The following is a 17,542-nucleotide window of genomic DNA, read 5'->3' as shown; positions in this document are numbered from 1 at the left end:
GTGCCGACGACGGGGCGCGAGAACCTGCAGGGAGTGCGGGACCGCTCAGCACCAGGTGGCGTGCTCCACGTCCACGCCGTGGGCGGTGGCGTTGGCGTTGACCACCTGCTGGAGCCAGGCGGCCAGGCCGGGTGCCTGGCGGTCGTAGTGCGCGGCGAAGCGCGGGTCGGCGGTGTAGCCGCGGGCAATGAGGACCTGCTTGGGGTAGGTCACCGTGAACCACTGGCCCAGGTCGGCGCGGTGGCGCTCGGCCAGGGCGTTGGCCTCCTGGCTGCCCGGCTCCACGCCACGGGCCATGGCCGCGACGAGGTCGGCCTCCAGGGCCAGCGTCCGGGCCTTGACCTGCTCCCAGTCCTCACGGGTCATGGCGGCCTGCCGGGCGGTGGCCTCAGCCCACTCCGGGGTGTCCCCCCAGCGCTCCTGGGCCTCCGCGACGTACTGCGGGCTCCAGTCCGTCCCCAGGATCTCGGCCTGCTCGGCAGGGCTTAAGGGCCCGGACCGCGGTGAGGTGCCTACGGTGCTCAGCGTCCTGTTAATAAGGGTGTCGACGGCGCGGACCATCCGCATGGTGCGTGAGAGCTGCTCGGTCAGGAGGTCGCGCTGGCGCCTGAGGTGGGCCAGCGCGTCCGTCCCCGGGTCGTCCAGGAGCTCGCCGATGCAGGCCAGGGGCAGTCCGGTCTCACGGTAGACGAGCACCTGGTGGAGGCGGGTGACGTCGGCCGGGGAGTAGAGCCGGTAGCCCGACCAGGAGCGCTGGGAGGGGCGGACCAGCCCGATGGTGTCCCAGTAGTGGAGTGTGCGCACGCTCACTCCCACGAGGGCGGCGACCGCCCCCACGGTGAGGTCAGGAGCCTCCCCTGTGCTGGCGGCGTCCTGCCCCCAGGCGACGGCGTCGGGTGCCTCCGGACGGGCGTCGGTGCGTGGGTGGTCTGTCCTGCTCACGGTCCCAGCGTCTCTCATAGGCGGGACCATGGGGCCTCACGCCGCGTGAGGGTCAAGCAGGACGGTGGTCGGCGGCCGCTGGGCGTGCTCACTCCACGCGACGGCGTCCCTCGAAGGCGCGTCCCAGGGTCACCTCGTCGGCGTACTCCAGATCCGCGCCCACGGGCAGACCGGAGGCCAGCCGGCTCACCGGCACCTCCAGGGTGCGCAGCATGCGGGTCAGGTAGGCCGCCGTCGCCTCACCCACCACGTTCGGGTCCGTGGCCAGGATCACCTCGACGACGTTCCCGCTGCCCAGGCGTGTCAGGAGCTCCCGCACCCTCAGGTCGTCGGGCCCCACGCCGTTAATGGGGTCAATAGCCCCTCCCAGCACGTGGTAGAGCCCCCGGTACTCCTGGGTGCGCTCAATGGCGACAACGTCCTTGGGCTCCTCCACCACGCAGATGACCGAGGCGTCCCGGCGCGGGTCCTTGCAGACGGCGCACAGGGTGTCCTCGGCGATATTGCCGCACTGCTCGCAGAATCGCACCCGGGCCTTGACCGCGTGCAGGGCGTCCACCAGCCGCTCCACGGCCGCGGAGTCGGAGGACAGGACGTGGAAGGCCAGGCGCTGGGCGGTCTTGGGGCCGATCCCGGGCAGCTCGCCGAACTCGTCAATGAGATCCTGCACGGCCCCCTCGTAGATGACTGGCATTAGCGTCCTTCCTGCGTCACGGTGACGTTCTCAATGACCGTGGCCCCCAGGAGGCGGATGACCACGTCCAGCCCGACGGCGCCCGCCTCCTCGGCGTCCTCGTCGTCCTCACTGGGCACGTCGTCCTCGAGGGCGACGACGGAGCGCGCCCCCCGCCGGCCGGGGCGTGACTGGCGCGCGGCCCGGGCGGCGCGCTCGGCGGCGCTCATGTGCGCGCTCGGCGGGGATGTGCCCGCCTCCGGCGCCGGTCCCTCGGTCCTGCCGGGCTCGGGCACGCCGTCGGGGAGGCTGGCGGGGGCGTCCTCGTCAGGGCGGCCCGAGTCGGCCTGCTGGGGGGCGCCTAGGTCCGGGGAGGCGTCCGGGCCGTCCCAGGAGACCGGGGCCAGACGGCGCACGGGACCCGGGGCCGGGTCGGGAGCGGGCAGGGGGGGCAGGGGGTGCAGCCGGTGGACGGTGGCCAGGTGCGGCTCCTGCTGGGTGGCCGGCTCGGGGGGTGCCTGCTCGACGGCAGGCCCCGGATCCCAGGCGACGGCGGCGCGCTGGGGTGAGGTGTGGGGTGACCAGGAGCCGGGCCTGGGGCCTGGGGCCGGGGCGGTTGACCCCGGTGGTGGGGTGGCAGCCGAGGCGGCGTGCGCCGAGGTGGAAGGGGCCGCCGGGGTGACGGCGTGTGCTGCGGAGGGGGTGTGCGCTGAGGCAGGAGGAGGTGCTGGAGATGCAGATGCGGGTGATTTAATAGGTTGAGACAGGGATGGTGCCTCAGAAGCATCGGTATGTACCGATGGCGCATGTTCTGTAGTGTTGTGCCTGGTAGCGTCATGCCCGGTGGTGGCGGGGCCTTGGCCAGGGACGGCCACCGGCCCCCAGCCGTCCTCCTGGGGGGTCGTCGGAGGGTCCTCCTGGGATGCTGCTGCCGGTGAGACCGCCTGGGCCGCCGCTGGAGGTGCTGGAGTGGCCTCCCAGGAGGAGGTCGGTGAGGCCGCCTCCGGGGGAGGGGCTGGTGAGGTTGCCTCCGGGTGAGGTGCTGGAGGGGCCGCGGGTGAGGCTGTTTGGAGGGCCGCGGGTGAGGCCGGGGGAGGGGCTGGAGGGCCCGTGGGGACAGGCTGGCTCGCCAGCCCCGCAGGACTCGCGACAGCGGCTGGCGGCTGCTCCTCGTAGTGGGCGAAGGGGTCGGCCTCCTCGCCAGCGGCCCCGGGCTCGGGGCGGGGGCCGCCGCCTCCACTGATACCCCCGCCTCCGGGGCCACTACCTCCGGGACCGCGGAAGCGGCCGGGGCCGTCACCCGGAGACCTCCCGCCGGGCCCACTGGGGCCTGCCGGTCCGTCCCCTCCGGCCAGGACGGCGTGGACCTCCACCCTCAGGCCGAGGGCCTGGTGGATCGCTGCCGCGAGGATCGGGCCGTGGCCGCCGTTCTCAAAGGCGTTGACCAGCCCGGGGGCGGTGAACAGGACGGTGAGGACACCCTCGCGGAGGGGGCCCGGCTGGGCGTTGGGCTTGACCAGGGCCCAGGTGGCGCGGCGGCTCCGTCTGGCGGAGTCCAGCACCTCCTCCCAGCGGGCGCGCAGCATCTCGGCGTCAGCGGCGCCTGGGCCGGTCGGCCCCTGCGCGGGCGCTGTGCGCTGCCCCTGGTGCTCGCCCCGCCGGAGGGCCGGGTCCGCGGGACCGCTAGCAGCTGGCAGCCCGCTAGAGGTCGCGGTCCCGCCAGCAGTCGGAATCCCGCCGGAGGCTGGAGGCCCACCGGCAGCCGGGGGCCCACCAGGGGCCGGGGGCCGGGTCCGCGGGCCCTGCCGGTCCTGGTAGGTGGCCGCCGGGGGCCGCCCCTCCTGGGAGGACTGCTGGCCCCGCGGGGGTGCCGGGGGCGCTCCCTGTGCGGCCTGGGCGCCGGGGGCCGCCTGCGGGCCGGTCGCGCGCTGCTGATCGCCCGCCCCCGGGGCGGCGTCCCAGTCAATGCGGGTAGGGGCGGCGTCGGGCCGCCAGGAGGTCGCCGGTCCCGTGGCGCTGGCGGAGCGCTGGGCGATCTGGGCCGCCCGCGCCCGTCCGGAGGTGCCGGTGGGGCCTGCGTCCCCGCCCGCGCCTGTCCCGGTCCTGGCGGGCGTGCCGCGTGTCCCCGCAGCCCCGCCGGCCGGGGCGCCCGCTGTCCGGGCCGGGGCGGGCTGGGCGGGGACCAGCAGACGGGCCATGAGCAGCTCCAGCTGGAGGCGTGGTGAGGTGGCGCCCACCATCTGCCCCAGGGCCTGGGCGGTCATGTCCGCCGCCCGGGACAGGCCGGCGGCGCCGATGGTGCGGGACTGGACCTCCATGCGCTCCAGCTCCCCGGGCGGCAGGGAGCCCAGGGCGGGCCCGGCCTCCTCCCCGGCCAGGGCGATGACCAGCAGGTCCCGCAGCCGCGTCAGCAGGTCCTCCACGAACCGGCGCGGGTCGTGCCCGGAGGTGACCACCCGGTCCACCACCCGGAAGACCCCGGCCCCGTCGGCCGCCGCAATGGCGTCCACGCAGGAGTCCAGCAGGGTGACGTCGGTGTAGCCCAGGAGGGCGACGGCGCGCGCGTAGTCCACGGTGCCCTCCGTCGCCCCGCCCATGAGCTGGTCCATGACCGACAGGGTGTCGCGCACGCTGCCACCGCCGGCACGCACCACCAGGGGGAAGACCCCGGCCCCCACGCTCACGCCCTCGGCGGAGCACAGGTGGTCCAGGTAGCTCTCCAGGACGTCGGGCGGCACCAGGCGGAAGGGGTAGTGGTGGGTGCGTGAGCGGATGGTGCCGATCACCTTCTCCGGCTCGGTGGTGGCGAAGACGAACTTCACGTGCGCCGGGGGCTCCTCGACCAGCTTGAGCAGGGCGTTGAAGCCCTGGGCGGTGACCATGTGGGCCTCGTCGAGGATAAAGATCTTGTAGCGGTCCCGCGCCGGGGCGAAGGCGGCACGCTCGCGCAGGTCACGGGCGTCGTCCACGCCGTTGTGGGACGCGGCGTCGATCTCCACCACGTCCAGGCTGCCCGGCCCGCCGGTGGCCAGGTCCCGGCAGCTCGGACACTGCCCGCAGGGGGTGTCGGTGGGGAAGCGCTCGCAGTTCAGGCAGCGCGCCAGGATGCGGGCGCTCGTGGTCTTGCCGCAGCCGCGCGGGCCGGAGAAGAGGTAGGCGTGGGTAACGCGGTCGGCCCGCAGCGCCGCCATGAGCGGGGCGGTCACGTGCTCCTGGCCGATCACGTCCTGGAAGGTGTCGGGGCGGTAGCGGCGGTACAGGGCGGTGGTCACGCCCCGAGCCTAATCGGCCGGGCCGACGTCGTGCGAGAACGCGCTCAGGGGCCTGCTGGCGTCCGGCCTCCTCCCGGGACGCCGCCTACCTGGTTGTCATATTAAACAATACTACTCATTTCCGTCTCATCATTTTGAAGTAGTATCAATATGTTTTCCAAATGTTCGCGCCTGCTAGGAGTAAGCTTGCGTTTCTTGGTGCTAAGACGTTTGAGTACCTCCAGGAACAGGTCGTCCTTGGAGATCCAGGCGGGGCTGGCGGAGCGGACCTGGGACATGAGGGCCATCAGCTCACGGGGGTGGATGTTCTCGATCCGCTCCACGTGGTCCAGGGCGTTGCGCCGCCAGGGCGGTGCCGTGCGCACACTGTCCATGCTGGCCCACACGAAGTCCTCCTCGTCGACGTAGGCGAAGGCGCTGCCCAGGATCCGACGCACCTTCCGCTCGCGGGAGGCGAATACCGGCGACAGGTCAAAGGCCCAGCAGATCTTGCGTACCAGGCGGGGGTAGCTCAGCGGCGACTCGACGGCGCAGATCTCCTTGGCCACCCTGATCACCTCGGCACGGGCCTGGGGGTCCTGACCCGGCCCCGCCTCGGCGCGGTCCAGGACCTTCCGGGGCCGTACCTGGGTGCGCCTCCACGCCACGTACTCCGGCACCCGGCCAGCCGGTGCCGCGTGGGCAGAGGCAGGACCGAGGGCGTCGGGGCCAGCAGTAGCCGGGGTGGTGCCGACGGCGCTGCCCGCCCCGGCCGGTGGGGCGGCCGGAGCGGCCCCGGTAGCGGTGCCGGCCCCGGTAGCGTCGCCCGCCCCGGCGCCCCCGTCCCACCCGACCGCCGCCAGGAGCCGGTCGGTGACGGCCCGGCTGTCCCTGACCCACTCCGGCATCCAGATCCGTTCGACCCGCTCCCACCCCATCTGCCGCAGCACGTCGACCGGGAGCAGGTCGCGGTCCGTGACCGTGCCGCGCTGGTTCCACTCGTGCCCGTCCAGGAGCACCGCCACCCGCGGCCGGTCGGGCTGGTCAGGACGGGCCAGCACGAGGTCGACCGCGAAGGACGAGTGCCCGACCCCGACGTGGACCGTCAGCCCCCGCGAGCGCAGCGCCTCGGCGATCTCGTGGCGGTGCCAGTCCACGGGCAGCGCGAAGGCCGGGGAGGACAGGCAGGGCGGCACCCCGCCGTCGCGCGCCAGCTCCAGGTAGGCGCGCAGGTCCTTGAGGCCTTGGTGCCTGGAGCGCTCAGCGTGCAGGTCCTCGGGGTCAAAGCTGGAGAAGACCAGGACCTGCCGCCGCGCCCGGGTGACGGCCACATTGAGGCGGCGCTCCCCTCCGGCCTGGGACAGGGGGCCCAGGCTCAGGGGCACCCTGCCGCTGGAGTCGGCCGAGAAGGTCACCGAGAACAGGATCGTGTCCCGCTCCTCACCCTGCACGTTCTCCAGGTTCTTCACGAACAGCCCGTCGGGCTCCTCCAGGGCCCTGGCCACCCGGTCGGCGTCGGGCCCCTCCCGCAGGAAGCGCTCAATAAGGTCCCTCTGCGCGGCGTTGAAGGTGATGACGCCCAGGGAGGGGGTGCGCTCTGAGGCCCTCAGGCGCAGGAGCATCTCGTTGACGATCTCCCGGGCCTCACGGGGGTTGGTCCGCGGGCGCGCCTGGGGGTGGTGGTGGCGCTCCTCGGGGCTGATATAGGTGCCCTGGACGCGGCGCAGCGAGATCCCGTACCCGTCCGGGGAGTCGTCGGGCCGGGCGGCCATGGCCAGCGGGCTGGGGAAGGAGGCCAGGGTCCCGTCGTAGTAGCGCTGGTTGGAGAAGGCGATGAGCGACTCCACCCGGCTGCGGTAGTGCCAGCCGAGCCGGTAGCTGGCCACCCCACCGTCCAGGCACCGGGTGAGGACCGAGGTCTCGTCCGCCACCTCCCCGCCAGCGGCGCGGGGCCTGGCGGTGGCCGTGGGCGGCATCTGCCGGGGGTCGCCCACAATGACCGCCGAGCGCCCCCGCCCTATGGCCCCCACGGCGGCGGCCACCCGGATCTGGGACGCCTCGTCGAAGACGACAATGTCCACGTACCGGCGCCGGGCGGGCAGGAAGTGGGCCACCGAGTCGGGGGAGGCCAGGATGCAGGGCGTCAGCGCGGTGACCAGGTCCCCGTAGGTGCCCATGAGCTCCTGGATGCTCATGCCCTTGCGGTGGAGGATCTCCTGGCGCAGCTCCTGGGCCCTGCGACCCGCCTCGGTCAGCACCTTGTCGCGACGCCGGACCACGGCGGCCAGGGCCTCCTGGCTCAGGGCGGCGCGCACCCGGGCCTGCGCCTGACGGTAGTCCTCCACCAGGTCGCGGTGCGCGGCCGGGTCGAAGGCGTCGAGCCCGGTGCGGTGGGAGAGCTCCTTGAAGAGCCTCAACGCCTCGTCCTGGGGGCCGTCCGCGCGGGGGGCCACCAGCCGGGCGCGGGCGTCGTAGTAGGAGCGCACCGACCCGTTGGGCCTGTGCAGGGCGGTCCGGTAGCGCTCCAGCTGGGAGCGCAGTGCTCGGAGGCGCTCGCGGTCGGCTGCCAGGCGGGCCGCGTCCACGGTCCCGGGGTCCAGGCTGTAGGCCGTGCGCAGGGTGTCGCGCACCTCGGCGGACCTGACGCTGTTGTCGTGGAGGTTGAGCAGGAGCGGGCCGATGCCGGTCTCCTGGCGCAGGCGGCGGGCGACGACGTCGAGCGCCGACTGCTTCTCCGCCACGAACATAATGGTCTTACCGGTGGCCAGGGCCCGGAAGATAAGGTTGGCGACCGTCTGGGACTTGCCCGTCCCCGGCGGCCCCTCCACCACGAGGCTGTGCCCGGTCACGGCCTCGGCCACGACCCGGGCCTGGGTGGCGTCGGCGGTCAGGGGCAGGTCCTCGACGACGGCGTCGAGGCCGGGCTCGCTGGCGGGTACTCCTGCCGGGTCGGCGAAGTCGTGCCCGGGGGCCTCAATGAGGTGGGACACCAGTGGGTTGGCGGCGAGGGTGCGCCAGGAGTCCTCCAGGTCCTGCCACATCCGGTAGGGGGAGAAGCGGAACAGCCCGAGGTGGACGGTGGGGGCGAGGGTGACCTCCTTGTCCTTGTGCGCCTGGTGGAGCCTGAGGCGGATCGCCTTCATGGTGGCGTCCACGTCAATGCCGTGCCTGTCCCGCTGCGGGTTGACCAGCTCGGTGAGCTCGATGCCGGTGTCGGCCTTGAAGCGGGTGACCAGGGAGTAGTTCGGGGTGGAGACCACCGTCTCGTCAGGGGTCAGGACGTAGCCTTCATCGGTGAGGCCGAGGGTGACCGGGATGAGGATGAGCGGTGAGCGCACCTGCTTCTCGGACGTCTGCCACCTCAGGGTCCCGATAGCCAGGTAGAGGTTGCTGGCCCCGGTCTCGCTCATGGAGCTCTGGGAACGGTCCGTGAGGGAGGCGAGGACGGGCTGGTAGTGCCTGGTGGCCAGGTTGACCTGCACCGTCCTGTGCTCGGTGAGCAGGGTGGTGGCCAGGGCGTCTGCCTGGGGGGTGCCCTGCCGGACGTCCGAGTCGGCCGGGACCAGGGCGATGAGGTCCTTGGCGTTGACCCGGTCCTCCAGCTGGCTGACGAGGTGCCCGGGCATGAGGAGCTCGACGACGTCCTTGGGTATATTGCCGGCAGATGGAATATTGTTATTGTATGATGGAATATGTATAAGAGGGTTGTATGTGCTCAGGTCGAGGAGGCTCTGCTTCCACTCCTCGACGCGCTGAGGTACCGGGCCGGTAGCCGTGGCGCCGTCTGGGTCGGGGCCGGTCGGGCTGGTGTTAGCGGGGCCTGAGCCGCCTGGGCTGGCCGGGCCGGGACCGCTGGGGCTGGGGGCGGGTCCGGTTGGGCTGGGGCCGGTCGGCTGGTCCGCGGGCGCGGCCCCTGGGCGGGCGGGTACCGGGGTGGGGGTGCTGGTGGGCGCCGGGACCTGCGTCGTGGGGTCCTGGTGGCCCGGATCGGGTTGGGGGAGGATCCTGCCTGCCCGTGCGGCGCCGATCGAGACCGTGAGCGCGAGGTCCGCCGGGGTGAGGACCGTCCTGGGGCCCTCCTGGCTGGGCGCGAGGTCGTTGAAGGCCAGGAGGGCGGGGTCAATGAGCTCCACCACGCCCCGCTTGACCAGGTCGATGACCGCCTCGGGCGAGGAGGCCGCCACTGCCCCGGCCTGGCGCTGGTAGCCCACGAGGACGTGCGTGGGTGTCAGGAGGAGCAGGGCGGGTACCTCCAGGTGCTCCAGCACGCTGGCGATGAGGACGGCCAGCTCCAGCGTGCTGCCCCGACGCAGGTCGAGCAGGGAGGCGCCCGGACGTATGGGTAAGGCCACGCGGTCCCACGGCGCGGGGGGCTGGGTGGCCCGGAGCCCGCGACGGTGCAGGGCTGCCAGGACGGCGTAGACGAGGGCGTCGGCCTCCTCGGGTGAGCCGGGGCCGCTCGGGGACGGGGTGGTGGCGCGTGGCGTGTTGGCCCGTGGTGGGCTGGCGGGACTGCCCGGGCGCAGGCGCCCCAGCACCTCGGCCGCCAGGGTCCGGACGGCGGACTGGGTCGGCTGGACGAAGGTGGCCAGGGCGTCCCCGGCCCACGTCGTGTCCCCGGCCAGTATCCACCGCCGGGGAGGCAGGACGGTCAGTGCGCCGGGAAGGCGGGTCACCGAGTAGCGGGTCGCCTGGGCACGGGTCGCCGAGGGGGCTGGTCCGGCCCCGGGACGCGGCTGGGCTGAGGCCTGGGGCCGCGCGTCCAGCGTGACCTGGATGCGGGCGCGCCCCTCCCGGGTCACCCGGAACAGGCCTGCCCGGTTGAGGGACAGGCAGCGGGTCGCCTTCAGGACGGGGTGGCTGGCGGTGTCCCACGTCAGGTGCCACGGCTCGGTGAGCTCGTACCCCTGCTCGTGACGGATCCTGAGCGTGACGGCGACGGTGCGCGGCAGGCGGCTGCCGAGCGGCCCGCCCGGGGGCGCCGCGAGGTGGGAGCGGTTCAGGCCGGTCGCGCCGCGGGGGCGCCCGGGTACGGTGGAGCGGTCGGACGGCGGGGTGCTGGGCGTGCCGCCCGTGTCCTGGGCGGCGGGCGCGGACACGCGGACGGTCATGCTCAGTCCCCGGCCCACCACCGCGTGGGCGTAGCTGATGACGGGGGTGCACCAGGCCTCGACCACGACGTCCTCGAACGGGTTGCCCCAGGGGCGGAAGGGGGCCGGTGACACCGAGGGGTGGTCCGGTCTCGCGGTGACCTGGACGGCACCCGGCCCTGGCCGGGGTGCCTCCGTGCGAGAGGGCTCCATACGGGGAGCACCTGCAGGGGTGCGCGTGCGGGGTGTGTCCGTCGGGTGCGGCCAGGAGGTCTTCTGCTGGGTACGGTCGGTGCGGGGCGGTAGCTGGGTGCGGTTAGTGCGGGACGGTGCAGGAGGGGTGCTGGTGGAGCGTCTGAGCGTCTCTGCAAGCTTCTCAATTGCGATGACACCGTCCGGGGCGTTGACCATGTTGAGAATCTCTTTAATAAGAGTAAGAGTTGTCTGCGCCTGGTCGTAGGTGAGTGGCAGGCCGTGGTCTATGTCATGGAGGTGCTTGCGCGCCTCACGCAGCTTGCTGCGCAGGTCCATTCTCACCGGTTGTCGCGAGCCGTGGGGAGGGTCAATGAGGAGGTCCAGCTGGACTGCCGCCCGGGAGAGCCTGAGGGGCTCGGCGTCGGCCTCCGTCCGGTACCTCAACTGGGTCAGCGCCGCCTCACCGAGCACCTTGCGGGTGTAGGGCTCTAGGTGTGTCGGGAGAATATTTTTGAGTCCCGTGGCAACGATGTCATTAAATTTCATAGACGTTCTCCGCCGCGTCACCAGGGTCTGGGGACTCCCGCCGTCGCTGCCTTGGCGGGGTGAGGGTAGCGTGGCGGTGCGGTCCGGAGCGGTGGCGCAGTGAGATGTGTGAGAAGGTGCAGGAGTGCGGCCGGGGGGTGGGACCGGCGGTGAGTCAAGGACCCCCCGTGCACCCGCCAGAGCCCGCTTACCCTTGCTACCTTCCGGTCCTGGGGGAGTTCGCGAGATAACGCCGCACGAGGGGCCGGGCAGCAGTGTACCCGACAACGGCTGCGGTGCCGAATCGGCTGGTGGGGCGGTGCGGGCGCGGGTGGTTGGCGTGGGAGGGGGACGAGGGCGCCACGGTCGTGGGTGGGGCGGCGCGGGCGGTTGGCCTACCGCGACCCTCATTAATGTGATGTACATCCCATGTTGCTTGGCGTCAGGGTGGTCTGCCCGTAGACTCCCATGCATGGTCCAGGTCCCCAGTGACGAGGAGGGTGGTCCCCATGACGGTCAGGCCGACGACAGCGCCGACACCAGTCCCGGTGAGGCTGACCCTGGGCAGTGCCGCCCTGAGCGCGGCACGGGAGTCGAGTGCCCGGGCCGCCGAGGAGATGCGTCGTCAGGCGTCCCTGACGCACCGGCGCGGGCGGATCTCGGTCGCCAGGGTCAGGGCGGCGTCTCCCAAGAGGTAGCCGCGGAGGACGGGGACACGGCCCTCGTCCGGGCCGTGGAGATGGTGGTCGCCAGCCAGGGGCGTTCCTGGTCCGGTGCGTTGCCCAGTCCGACGGACTTCTACCACTACCTCCCGGAGGACCGAGAGCGGATGATGTCCTGGAACGACGCGGGCACCTGCGACGAGTCGCGCCGGCAGGACCGCCTGGTGGACGCCACTATCGAGCAGACCCGCAGGAACTCCCGGTTCCTGCGGTGGTTCACCGCCGCCAGCCTGGCCTCGGCCATGGCCTGCTTCTTCGTCCTGCACGACGTCGGCGCGGGTGTCGCCGTCCTGTCCTTCCCCGTGGCCACGACCCTGGCCAGCGCCATCCCGGACCTGACCCAGACTCTGACCAGCCGACGCCAGCAGGACAGGAAGGACGAGGACGACTAGCCCCTGTCCCGGGTGCGAGGGTGTCCGCCGACACGAGAGGACCTGCCGCCCGGGGTCGACGCCGGCGTCTGCTACGGGACGTACCTACCAGGACACCTCTTCCGTCCCGTGCTGGTGGGAGGGGTGCCCTCGTGGGTGGGTCTCAGGCGGCCGGATCGAGGTGCTGGTCGAGCTGCGGGGCGCTGTGTGAACAAGGACACAAAACAAGTCCCCGGAACCGTCGCGGTCCCGGGGGTGGTGGCGGAGGATGGGGGATTCGAACCCCCGAGGGCTTGCACCCAACACGCTTTCCAAGCGTGCGCCATAGGCCACTAGGCGAATCCTCCAGGCGCTCCACGACGCCGTGGCGTCGTGCAACGGAGTAGGAATATATCGGACAGTCATGCCCGGGCGCCACTCGCCTAGGGTGACGTGCCCCACGGTTGGGTGGGTGTGTGCCCCGCCTGTCGTGTCTGCCCAGGTAGCGCCCCGGTGTGGTGCCCGCCTCGGGCCGGTGCGCTCCACGTCGGGCTAGTGCGCTCCGCGTCGGCAAGCCGCACGGGCCCGGCGCTCCTTAGGGCAGGTCCGGCACCGGCACTGCCGTCAGCCACAGCCCCCGTTCTCACGAGCAATAAGTACCGTTCTCACGACAAACAAGTACCGTTCTCGCGACGAATAAGTACCGTTCTCGCGAACGGGAGGTGGGACGGGGTGGGGTGGAGGGCTCAGCGGGGGCGGGAGCGGGCCACCTTCCGGGCCCGCTCGGCCTCGGTGGCCAGGTCCGCCCCGTCCGGCAGGGCCACCGGGACCTGCGGCTGGGCCGGTACCCACTCGACCCCGGCCCGCGTGCAGGCCTGCTCAAGCAGCCAGTCGGCCACGGCGGGGTTCTTGGGCAGGAGGGAGCCGTGCAGGTAGGTACCGATGACGTGGTGCACCCGCGCCCCCTCCGTACCGTCCTTGCCGTTGTTGCCGTCCCCCTGCGTGACCCGCCCGAAGGGCCGGGCCCCCGGTCCCAGGGTGGTCAGGCCCGAGTGGTTCTCGTAGCCCACCACCGTGCCCAGGTCCGTGGACAGGGTGATATTGCCGATCAGCCGCCTGGGGCCGCCCACGGTCTCGGCGTCGATAATGCTCACCCCGGGGATCTCGGCGCCCTCGGAGGTGGTGAACCGGTGGCCGAAGAGCTGGTAGAGGCCGCAGATGACCAGCATGGGCAGGCCGTCGGCCGCCCAGGCCCGCAGGTCCGCACCCCGGGTGACGAGGTCCTCCTTGATCTTCTCCTGGCCGGAGTCCTGCCCGCCGCCGCCCACCAGGAGGTGGACGTCACCAGGCAGGCTGTCACCGGGGTCGTAGGAGAGCAGCTCGACGTCGTACCCGCGCCACTGCGCCCGGCGCGTCAGGGTCAGGGTGTTGCCCCAGTCCCCGTAGATGTTCATGTCCCGGGGGTAGAGCTGGAGGATGCGCAGCCTGCCCAGGGCGGGGCCGTCGGTGGTGTGCTCGTAGCGCACGGCGCCGGACGCGCCGCCACTGGCCTGGGGGGTGCTCACTTCATGACCTCCTCGACGTCGGTGATCTCGCCCAGCCGGGCGCGCAGGGCCAGCATGGCCGTGTAGGTAGTGAAGATCCGTACGGGCCGGTCGGCCTGGCGGGCGGCGGCACGCACCCGCTCCAGGGCCCTGGACAGGTCCGGCTCGACGGCGGCGGCAGGCACCTCGTCGTAGGCCAGGCGCAGGGCCATGTCCCAGGCGCGTACGCCGGTGACCACCGCGACGCCCTCGGCCCGCAGGGCCGAGAAGTCCACGTCCCACAGCCAGGACATGTCCCGGCCGTCGGCGTACTCGTCGTTGATGGCGATCATGACGGTCTCGGGGCCGGGCGCCGTGGCCGCGGTCAGCAGCCCCATGCGGAAGCCCGCCGGGTTCTTCACCAGGCTCAGCTGGACCTCCCGGCCGTCGAGGTGGAGGACCTCCCCGCGCCCGAAGGCCGCCTGGACGTGTGACAGGGCCCTCAGGGCCGCCGGGACGTCGGCGTCCTGGCCCAGCACCTCCAGGACCAGGGCCAGGGCCGCGCAAGCGTTGAGCTGGTTGTGGATACCCGGGATGGTGAAGGTGACCTCGTGGGTGGAGCGGGTGCCGGACGCGGCGGAGGCACCCGGTGTGCCGGGGGCCTCCGGGGCCTGCGCCACGTGGGGTGCCAGGGACAGGACGGCGTCCTGGCCGTGCAGAGACTCCAGGAGGACGGTGGCCTGCCCGCCGGGGGCGGCGTCGGTCAGGGTGCTCACCTGGCCGGTGCGCAGGTCGTCGTCGGACAGGAACAGGGAGCGCAGCGCGGGCCCCGCGCCGAAGGAGGCGACGCGCGCCCTGAGGTCCTCGGTGAAGGCGGAGGCGGCCAGGCGGGGATCGTCCGCGTTGACCACGACGACGCCGGTGGTGGCCTTGGCCACCGTGTGCAGTAGGGAGGCCGTGTAGTCGATCTCGCCGAAGCGGTCGAGCTGGTCGCGCATGACGTTGAGCAGGAGGCAGGCGCGTGGGCGTATCGCCCGCACGAAGTGGACGGCGTGGGCCTCGTCCAGCTCCAGGACGGCGATGTCGGCGTCCAGGTGGCCGGAGGCGTCCACCTCGGTGAGCAGGGCGGCCAGCACGCCGCGCACGAAGTTGCTGCCGGTGCGGTTGGTGAAGACCCGCAGGCCCGACGCGCGCAGGAGGTCGACCACCATCTTGGTGGTGGTGGTCTTGCCGTTGGTGCCGGAGACCACGATGACGCCGTGGGGCAGGGCCCCCAGGGTCCGGGCCAGGAAGCCCGGGTCGGCCCGCTCCATGACCAGGCCGGGGAAGGCGGTGCCGCCGGAACCCCCACCCCGCAGGCGGGCGGCGAGGCGCGCGGCGCGTCCCAGGGCCACTGTGGCGCGCGAGCGCGGTGAGTGTGCGGTCATGGTGGTCCCCTCGGTCAGCGGCCTGGACGGAGCCGAGTATAGGGAGGAGCGGGGGCGCGTGGTGGGCAGCTCGGGCGCGTGGCGGACTCAGATGCGGGCGGTGAGCGCCACGGCGGCGCGGCCCTGCCCGACGCGGCGGAGGCCGCTGCCAGGGAGCTGCACCTGGGTCTTGACGGCCTCTTTCTGCGGGGACTCGTCTACACCCGGGCCCGCAGCTCTGCGGGGGAGGTCGTGGAGCTCCTGCGTCACCTGCGTGATCGTCTGGTCCGGCTGCCCGCGGGCCTCGGGGCAGGTTCTGGCCGGTAACGGGCGTCAGGGCCTTTCAAGGGGCGAGGAACCTGCTGACTAGGTATCCTCGGGAGTGAGGGGAACCCGGTGTCGACCGCACCGGTGCGGGGCACGGCTACTGCCGCACCCCGCACCGGCTGGTGTCGGTCCTGTTCAGGAGTGGTTCCCCCTGCGTGCCACCGTGACCGCTGCGTGGGGGACGCTCAGCACGTTCAGTGAGCGGTCTGCACCACGACGTCAGCGAAGCCCTTGACCTCCTCCGCCGTCGACCCAGAGATGTAGATCACAGTAAATGCCTTCTGGGCGTTGGGCAGGATGAGCATGACGCCCTTGATCGTCTTACCTGCCTGGGTCAGGGTGTAGGCGCTGCGCACACCCTGGCCGTTGGCGGTCTCGACGGTCTCGTAGGAGTCCAGCGTCGCGTTCTGCTTCTGGAGCAGGGACTCGACCGTCTTCTGGTCCGGGACCACAGAGGTCGGGACGGTCTGCTTGGCGACATTGAGGTTGGGGGTGATGCCGGCCTCGTCCGGCGCCTGAGCCATGACAAAGAGGTCGAGCTGAGCGAGCAGGGTCTTTATCTGGTCGACGCTCTGGTCCACGTTAGAGGCGAGCTCCTCAAGCTGGCTGTCGGAGAGCTCCCCGAGGTTCTCCCAGTCCTGGGGGACGGCGAAGGTGATCTTGGCGGTAGGAGCGGTGACCTCCTTGTAACCGTCGGGGACCGTGGTGCCCTGGGCGGCTGACGTCTTCGGGTCGGGTGCGGTTGACGTCTTCGCGTCGGGTGCCGCTGACGTCTTCGCGTCGGGTGCCGCTGACGTGGTCTCGCCCTGTGCCTGCTGGGACGTGCTGGTCCCGGGGGTGGAGGTCTCCTTGGCTTCCTTGGAGTCGGAGCCGCAGCCTGCCAGGGCCAGGGAGCCGGTGAGGACGAAGACGGCGAGGGTGTTACGGAATCGGGTACTCATATGACCTCCTCGGTCGTGGTGCTACCCGGCGGGAGGGCGGTTGTAGCCGTCGGGACGGCAGGGGTGGTGGGGTTCTCCTGCTCGCGCATAGTAACGGACTGATGACGACAAGAGCCAGTTGCCTCGTGGTCCAGTGCGTCATGCGGTGGTTAAGGCGGCGTCCTGACCTGCGTCAACGACGGTCAGGGCATGGGTTCCTCGGGGTGCCGCGCCCGGCGGCACGGGACACGCACGGCACTGGCTGGGCCGACGCCGGGCCTGGGAAGGAGGTGGGGAGCCGCTGGCGCCGGGGCGGCGGTGCCCGTGTGCACCGGCCCCTGGCGGCAGGGGCTGCCCGGGCCAGCTGGGCGCGAGCGTGGACGCCCGGGTGCCCTGTCATCAGCCGGGACTGCCGTATGGTGATAATCACCTACCGGCGCCACGTGGCTCCACACCTTGTCGGGTCTGGTGATGGATGTCACCTTGCTCCTGGTTCTGGGCGTGTTTCCTTACTTGTCGTGGTCGAGGGTCCTGGCGAAGACGAACCCCAGGGCGGTGGTGACAATGAGCTTGAGGGTGTCTACTGCGCCGGAGAGCAGGTCGGACTCCCGGGGGAAGAAGTAGCCGACCAGCGCGAGCACGGTGATGAGGAACACGCATAATCCAATAAGCTGTTGGGCAAAGTTCAGGCGTTTGAGGGAGATGTGCTCGCCCAGGTTCTTGGGCTCGTAGCCTCTTGGCGCCATCTTCGCTGCTGGCTCGGGTACCGTCGCCGCCCTGGCCTCACCGGTCCGGCCGTCTGGTGAGGTAGCGGGCTGGAGGCGTACGTCCTCCTCTCCCGAGATGACGGGTACCGCCTTGGGCTTCTTCCTGCCCTCGGCCGTGGTTTTCCCTTCCTTGGTGCTCAACAGGTGAGCCCTAGGTCGGCCAGGTAGGTCCTGTCCGCAGTGATCTCGTCCGGGTCAAGGACGTCGCGGTCGTCCTGGTAGGCCTTGTACCAGGCGGATCCTTCTGCGTGCGTGAGCTCGGAGAGATCGATGGCGCTGCGGCGTTTGGTGGCCTCCCAGACCTCGTCGAGGCAGTCACGCAGGTCTGCGTCGGCATCCTCGTCCACGACGAGGGCGTTGCCGGCGGCGTCGCGTGCAAAGCGTCTAATGCCCTTCTTGGCAAAGGGGCGGAACTCGTCGTAGGCGGAGTAGGCGACCGGGCCGTACGCCCAGGTCTGGAACCGCTCGGCCAGGAGCTGGGAGCCTGTGCGCTTGGCGTACTGGGCGGCGGTGAAGTAGAGGATCTTCTGGAGCTTCATGGGCGAGATGTAGCGACGCTCGCTGAAGGACCGCATTAGGATATTGTTGGCCAGCATTGTGGGGCTGTAGGCCATGACGGTTCACCTCGCTCCTTCCTCTCCCCGGTGCCCCGGACTCCGGGCACTTCCGTCTGGCGGGGCGCAGCCTGTGGGACGGAGGCTGGTTCCCGGGAGGAGCCTGGGTAACACCTGTACCAAGGCTAACCCACAAGGCGTGCTTGTTATTCCCTCTACGGGCAGGTTTTGTCAGGATGGCGCGGCTCCCGTCCCGTCGCCGGTGCGCGGCCCTGGTGGCGCCTGCTGGTGCCAGCA

The 17,542-nt window shown here is 71.7% G+C and carries 11 protein-coding genes, 1 tRNA gene and 1 other RNA gene; 2 read left to right on the top strand and 11 right to left on the bottom strand.

Annotated elements, in window-relative coordinates; translation table 11 throughout:
• Positions 1-45: 45 nt before the first annotated feature.
• From JJJ15_RS05585 to ffs, 5 genes are all read right to left on the bottom strand, one after another.
• A complete protein-coding gene (locus tag JJJ15_RS05585; protein ID WP_246742171.1) occupies positions 46-942 on the bottom strand; it encodes a MerR family transcriptional regulator in 897 nt (298 codons plus the stop codon).
• A gap of 88 nt (positions 943-1,030) precedes the next feature.
• On the bottom strand, positions 1,031-1,627 hold the full coding sequence (gene recR, locus JJJ15_RS05580) for a recombination mediator RecR (protein ID WP_174714810.1): 597 nt from the start codon (positions 1,625-1,627) through the stop codon (positions 1,031-1,033).
• Positions 1,628-1,635: 8 nt separating this feature from the next.
• Positions 1,636-4,887 carry a DNA polymerase III subunit gamma and tau gene (locus tag JJJ15_RS05575; protein WP_200511721.1) on the bottom strand — a complete coding sequence of 1,084 codons (3,252 nt, stop codon included), beginning with the start codon at positions 4,885-4,887 and terminating at the stop codon, positions 1,636-1,638.
• 101 nt (positions 4,888-4,988) lie between these two features.
• Positions 4,989-10,697: a DUF4011 domain-containing protein gene (locus JJJ15_RS13430; RefSeq protein ID WP_200511720.1), complete on the bottom strand. Its 5,709-nt coding sequence runs from the start codon at positions 10,695-10,697 to the stop codon at positions 4,989-4,991.
• A gap of 153 nt (positions 10,698-10,850) precedes the next feature.
• Positions 10,851-10,946, bottom strand: an RNA gene (gene ffs / locus JJJ15_RS05565) — signal recognition particle sRNA small type.
• A gap of 202 nt (positions 10,947-11,148) precedes the next feature.
• Between ffs and JJJ15_RS05560 the strand changes: the two genes are divergently transcribed.
• The gene (locus JJJ15_RS05560) at positions 11,149-11,790 is read left to right on the top strand and encodes a hypothetical protein (protein WP_200511719.1); all 642 of its coding nucleotides are present in this window, start codon (positions 11,149-11,151) and stop codon (positions 11,788-11,790) included.
• Between the two features lie 238 nt (positions 11,791-12,028).
• Here JJJ15_RS05560 and JJJ15_RS05555 read toward each other — a convergent pair.
• From JJJ15_RS05555 to JJJ15_RS05545, 3 genes are all read right to left on the bottom strand, one after another.
• Positions 12,029-12,116, bottom strand: a tRNA-Ser gene (locus JJJ15_RS05555).
• A 378-nt stretch (positions 12,117-12,494) separates the two neighbouring features.
• Positions 12,495-13,274, bottom strand: a complete 780-nt coding sequence (locus JJJ15_RS05550; protein WP_281433040.1) for a glutamine amidotransferase — start codon at positions 13,272-13,274, stop codon at positions 12,495-12,497.
• Between the two features lie 35 nt (positions 13,275-13,309).
• Positions 13,310-14,698, bottom strand: coding sequence for a Mur ligase family protein (locus tag JJJ15_RS05545; RefSeq protein ID WP_200511718.1), 1,389 nt, complete (start codon positions 14,696-14,698; stop codon positions 13,310-13,312).
• A 78-nt stretch (positions 14,699-14,776) separates the two neighbouring features.
• On the opposite strand from JJJ15_RS05545, the gene JJJ15_RS05540 reads away from it, so the two are divergent.
• Positions 14,777-15,004: a hypothetical protein gene (locus tag JJJ15_RS05540; RefSeq protein WP_200511717.1), complete on the top strand. Its 228-nt coding sequence runs from the start codon at positions 14,777-14,779 to the stop codon at positions 15,002-15,004.
• A gap of 194 nt (positions 15,005-15,198) precedes the next feature.
• On the opposite strand, the gene JJJ15_RS05535 is transcribed toward JJJ15_RS05540, so the two are convergent.
• The 3 genes from JJJ15_RS05535 to JJJ15_RS05525 form a co-directional block, all read right to left on the bottom strand.
• Positions 15,199-15,945, bottom strand: a complete 747-nt coding sequence (locus JJJ15_RS05535; protein ID WP_200511716.1) for a hypothetical protein — start codon at positions 15,943-15,945, stop codon at positions 15,199-15,201.
• A gap of 488 nt (positions 15,946-16,433) precedes the next feature.
• Positions 16,434-16,832, bottom strand: coding sequence for a hypothetical protein (locus JJJ15_RS05530; protein ID WP_200511715.1), 399 nt, complete (start codon positions 16,830-16,832; stop codon positions 16,434-16,436).
• Complete coding sequence (locus tag JJJ15_RS05525; protein ID WP_106109814.1) at positions 16,829-17,305, bottom strand: type II toxin-antitoxin system antitoxin SocA domain-containing protein; 477 nt, start codon at positions 17,303-17,305, stop codon at positions 16,829-16,831. Before JJJ15_RS05525 ends, JJJ15_RS05530 begins: the two co-directional genes overlap by 4 nt.
• Positions 17,306-17,542: the final 237 nt, after the last annotated feature.

The sequence above is a fragment of the Actinomyces sp. HMT897 genome, from assembly GCF_016626125.1.
Taxonomy (GTDB): domain Bacteria; phylum Actinomycetota; class Actinomycetes; order Actinomycetales; family Actinomycetaceae; genus Actinomyces.
This window is presented reverse-complemented; position numbering and strand designations above follow the sequence as displayed.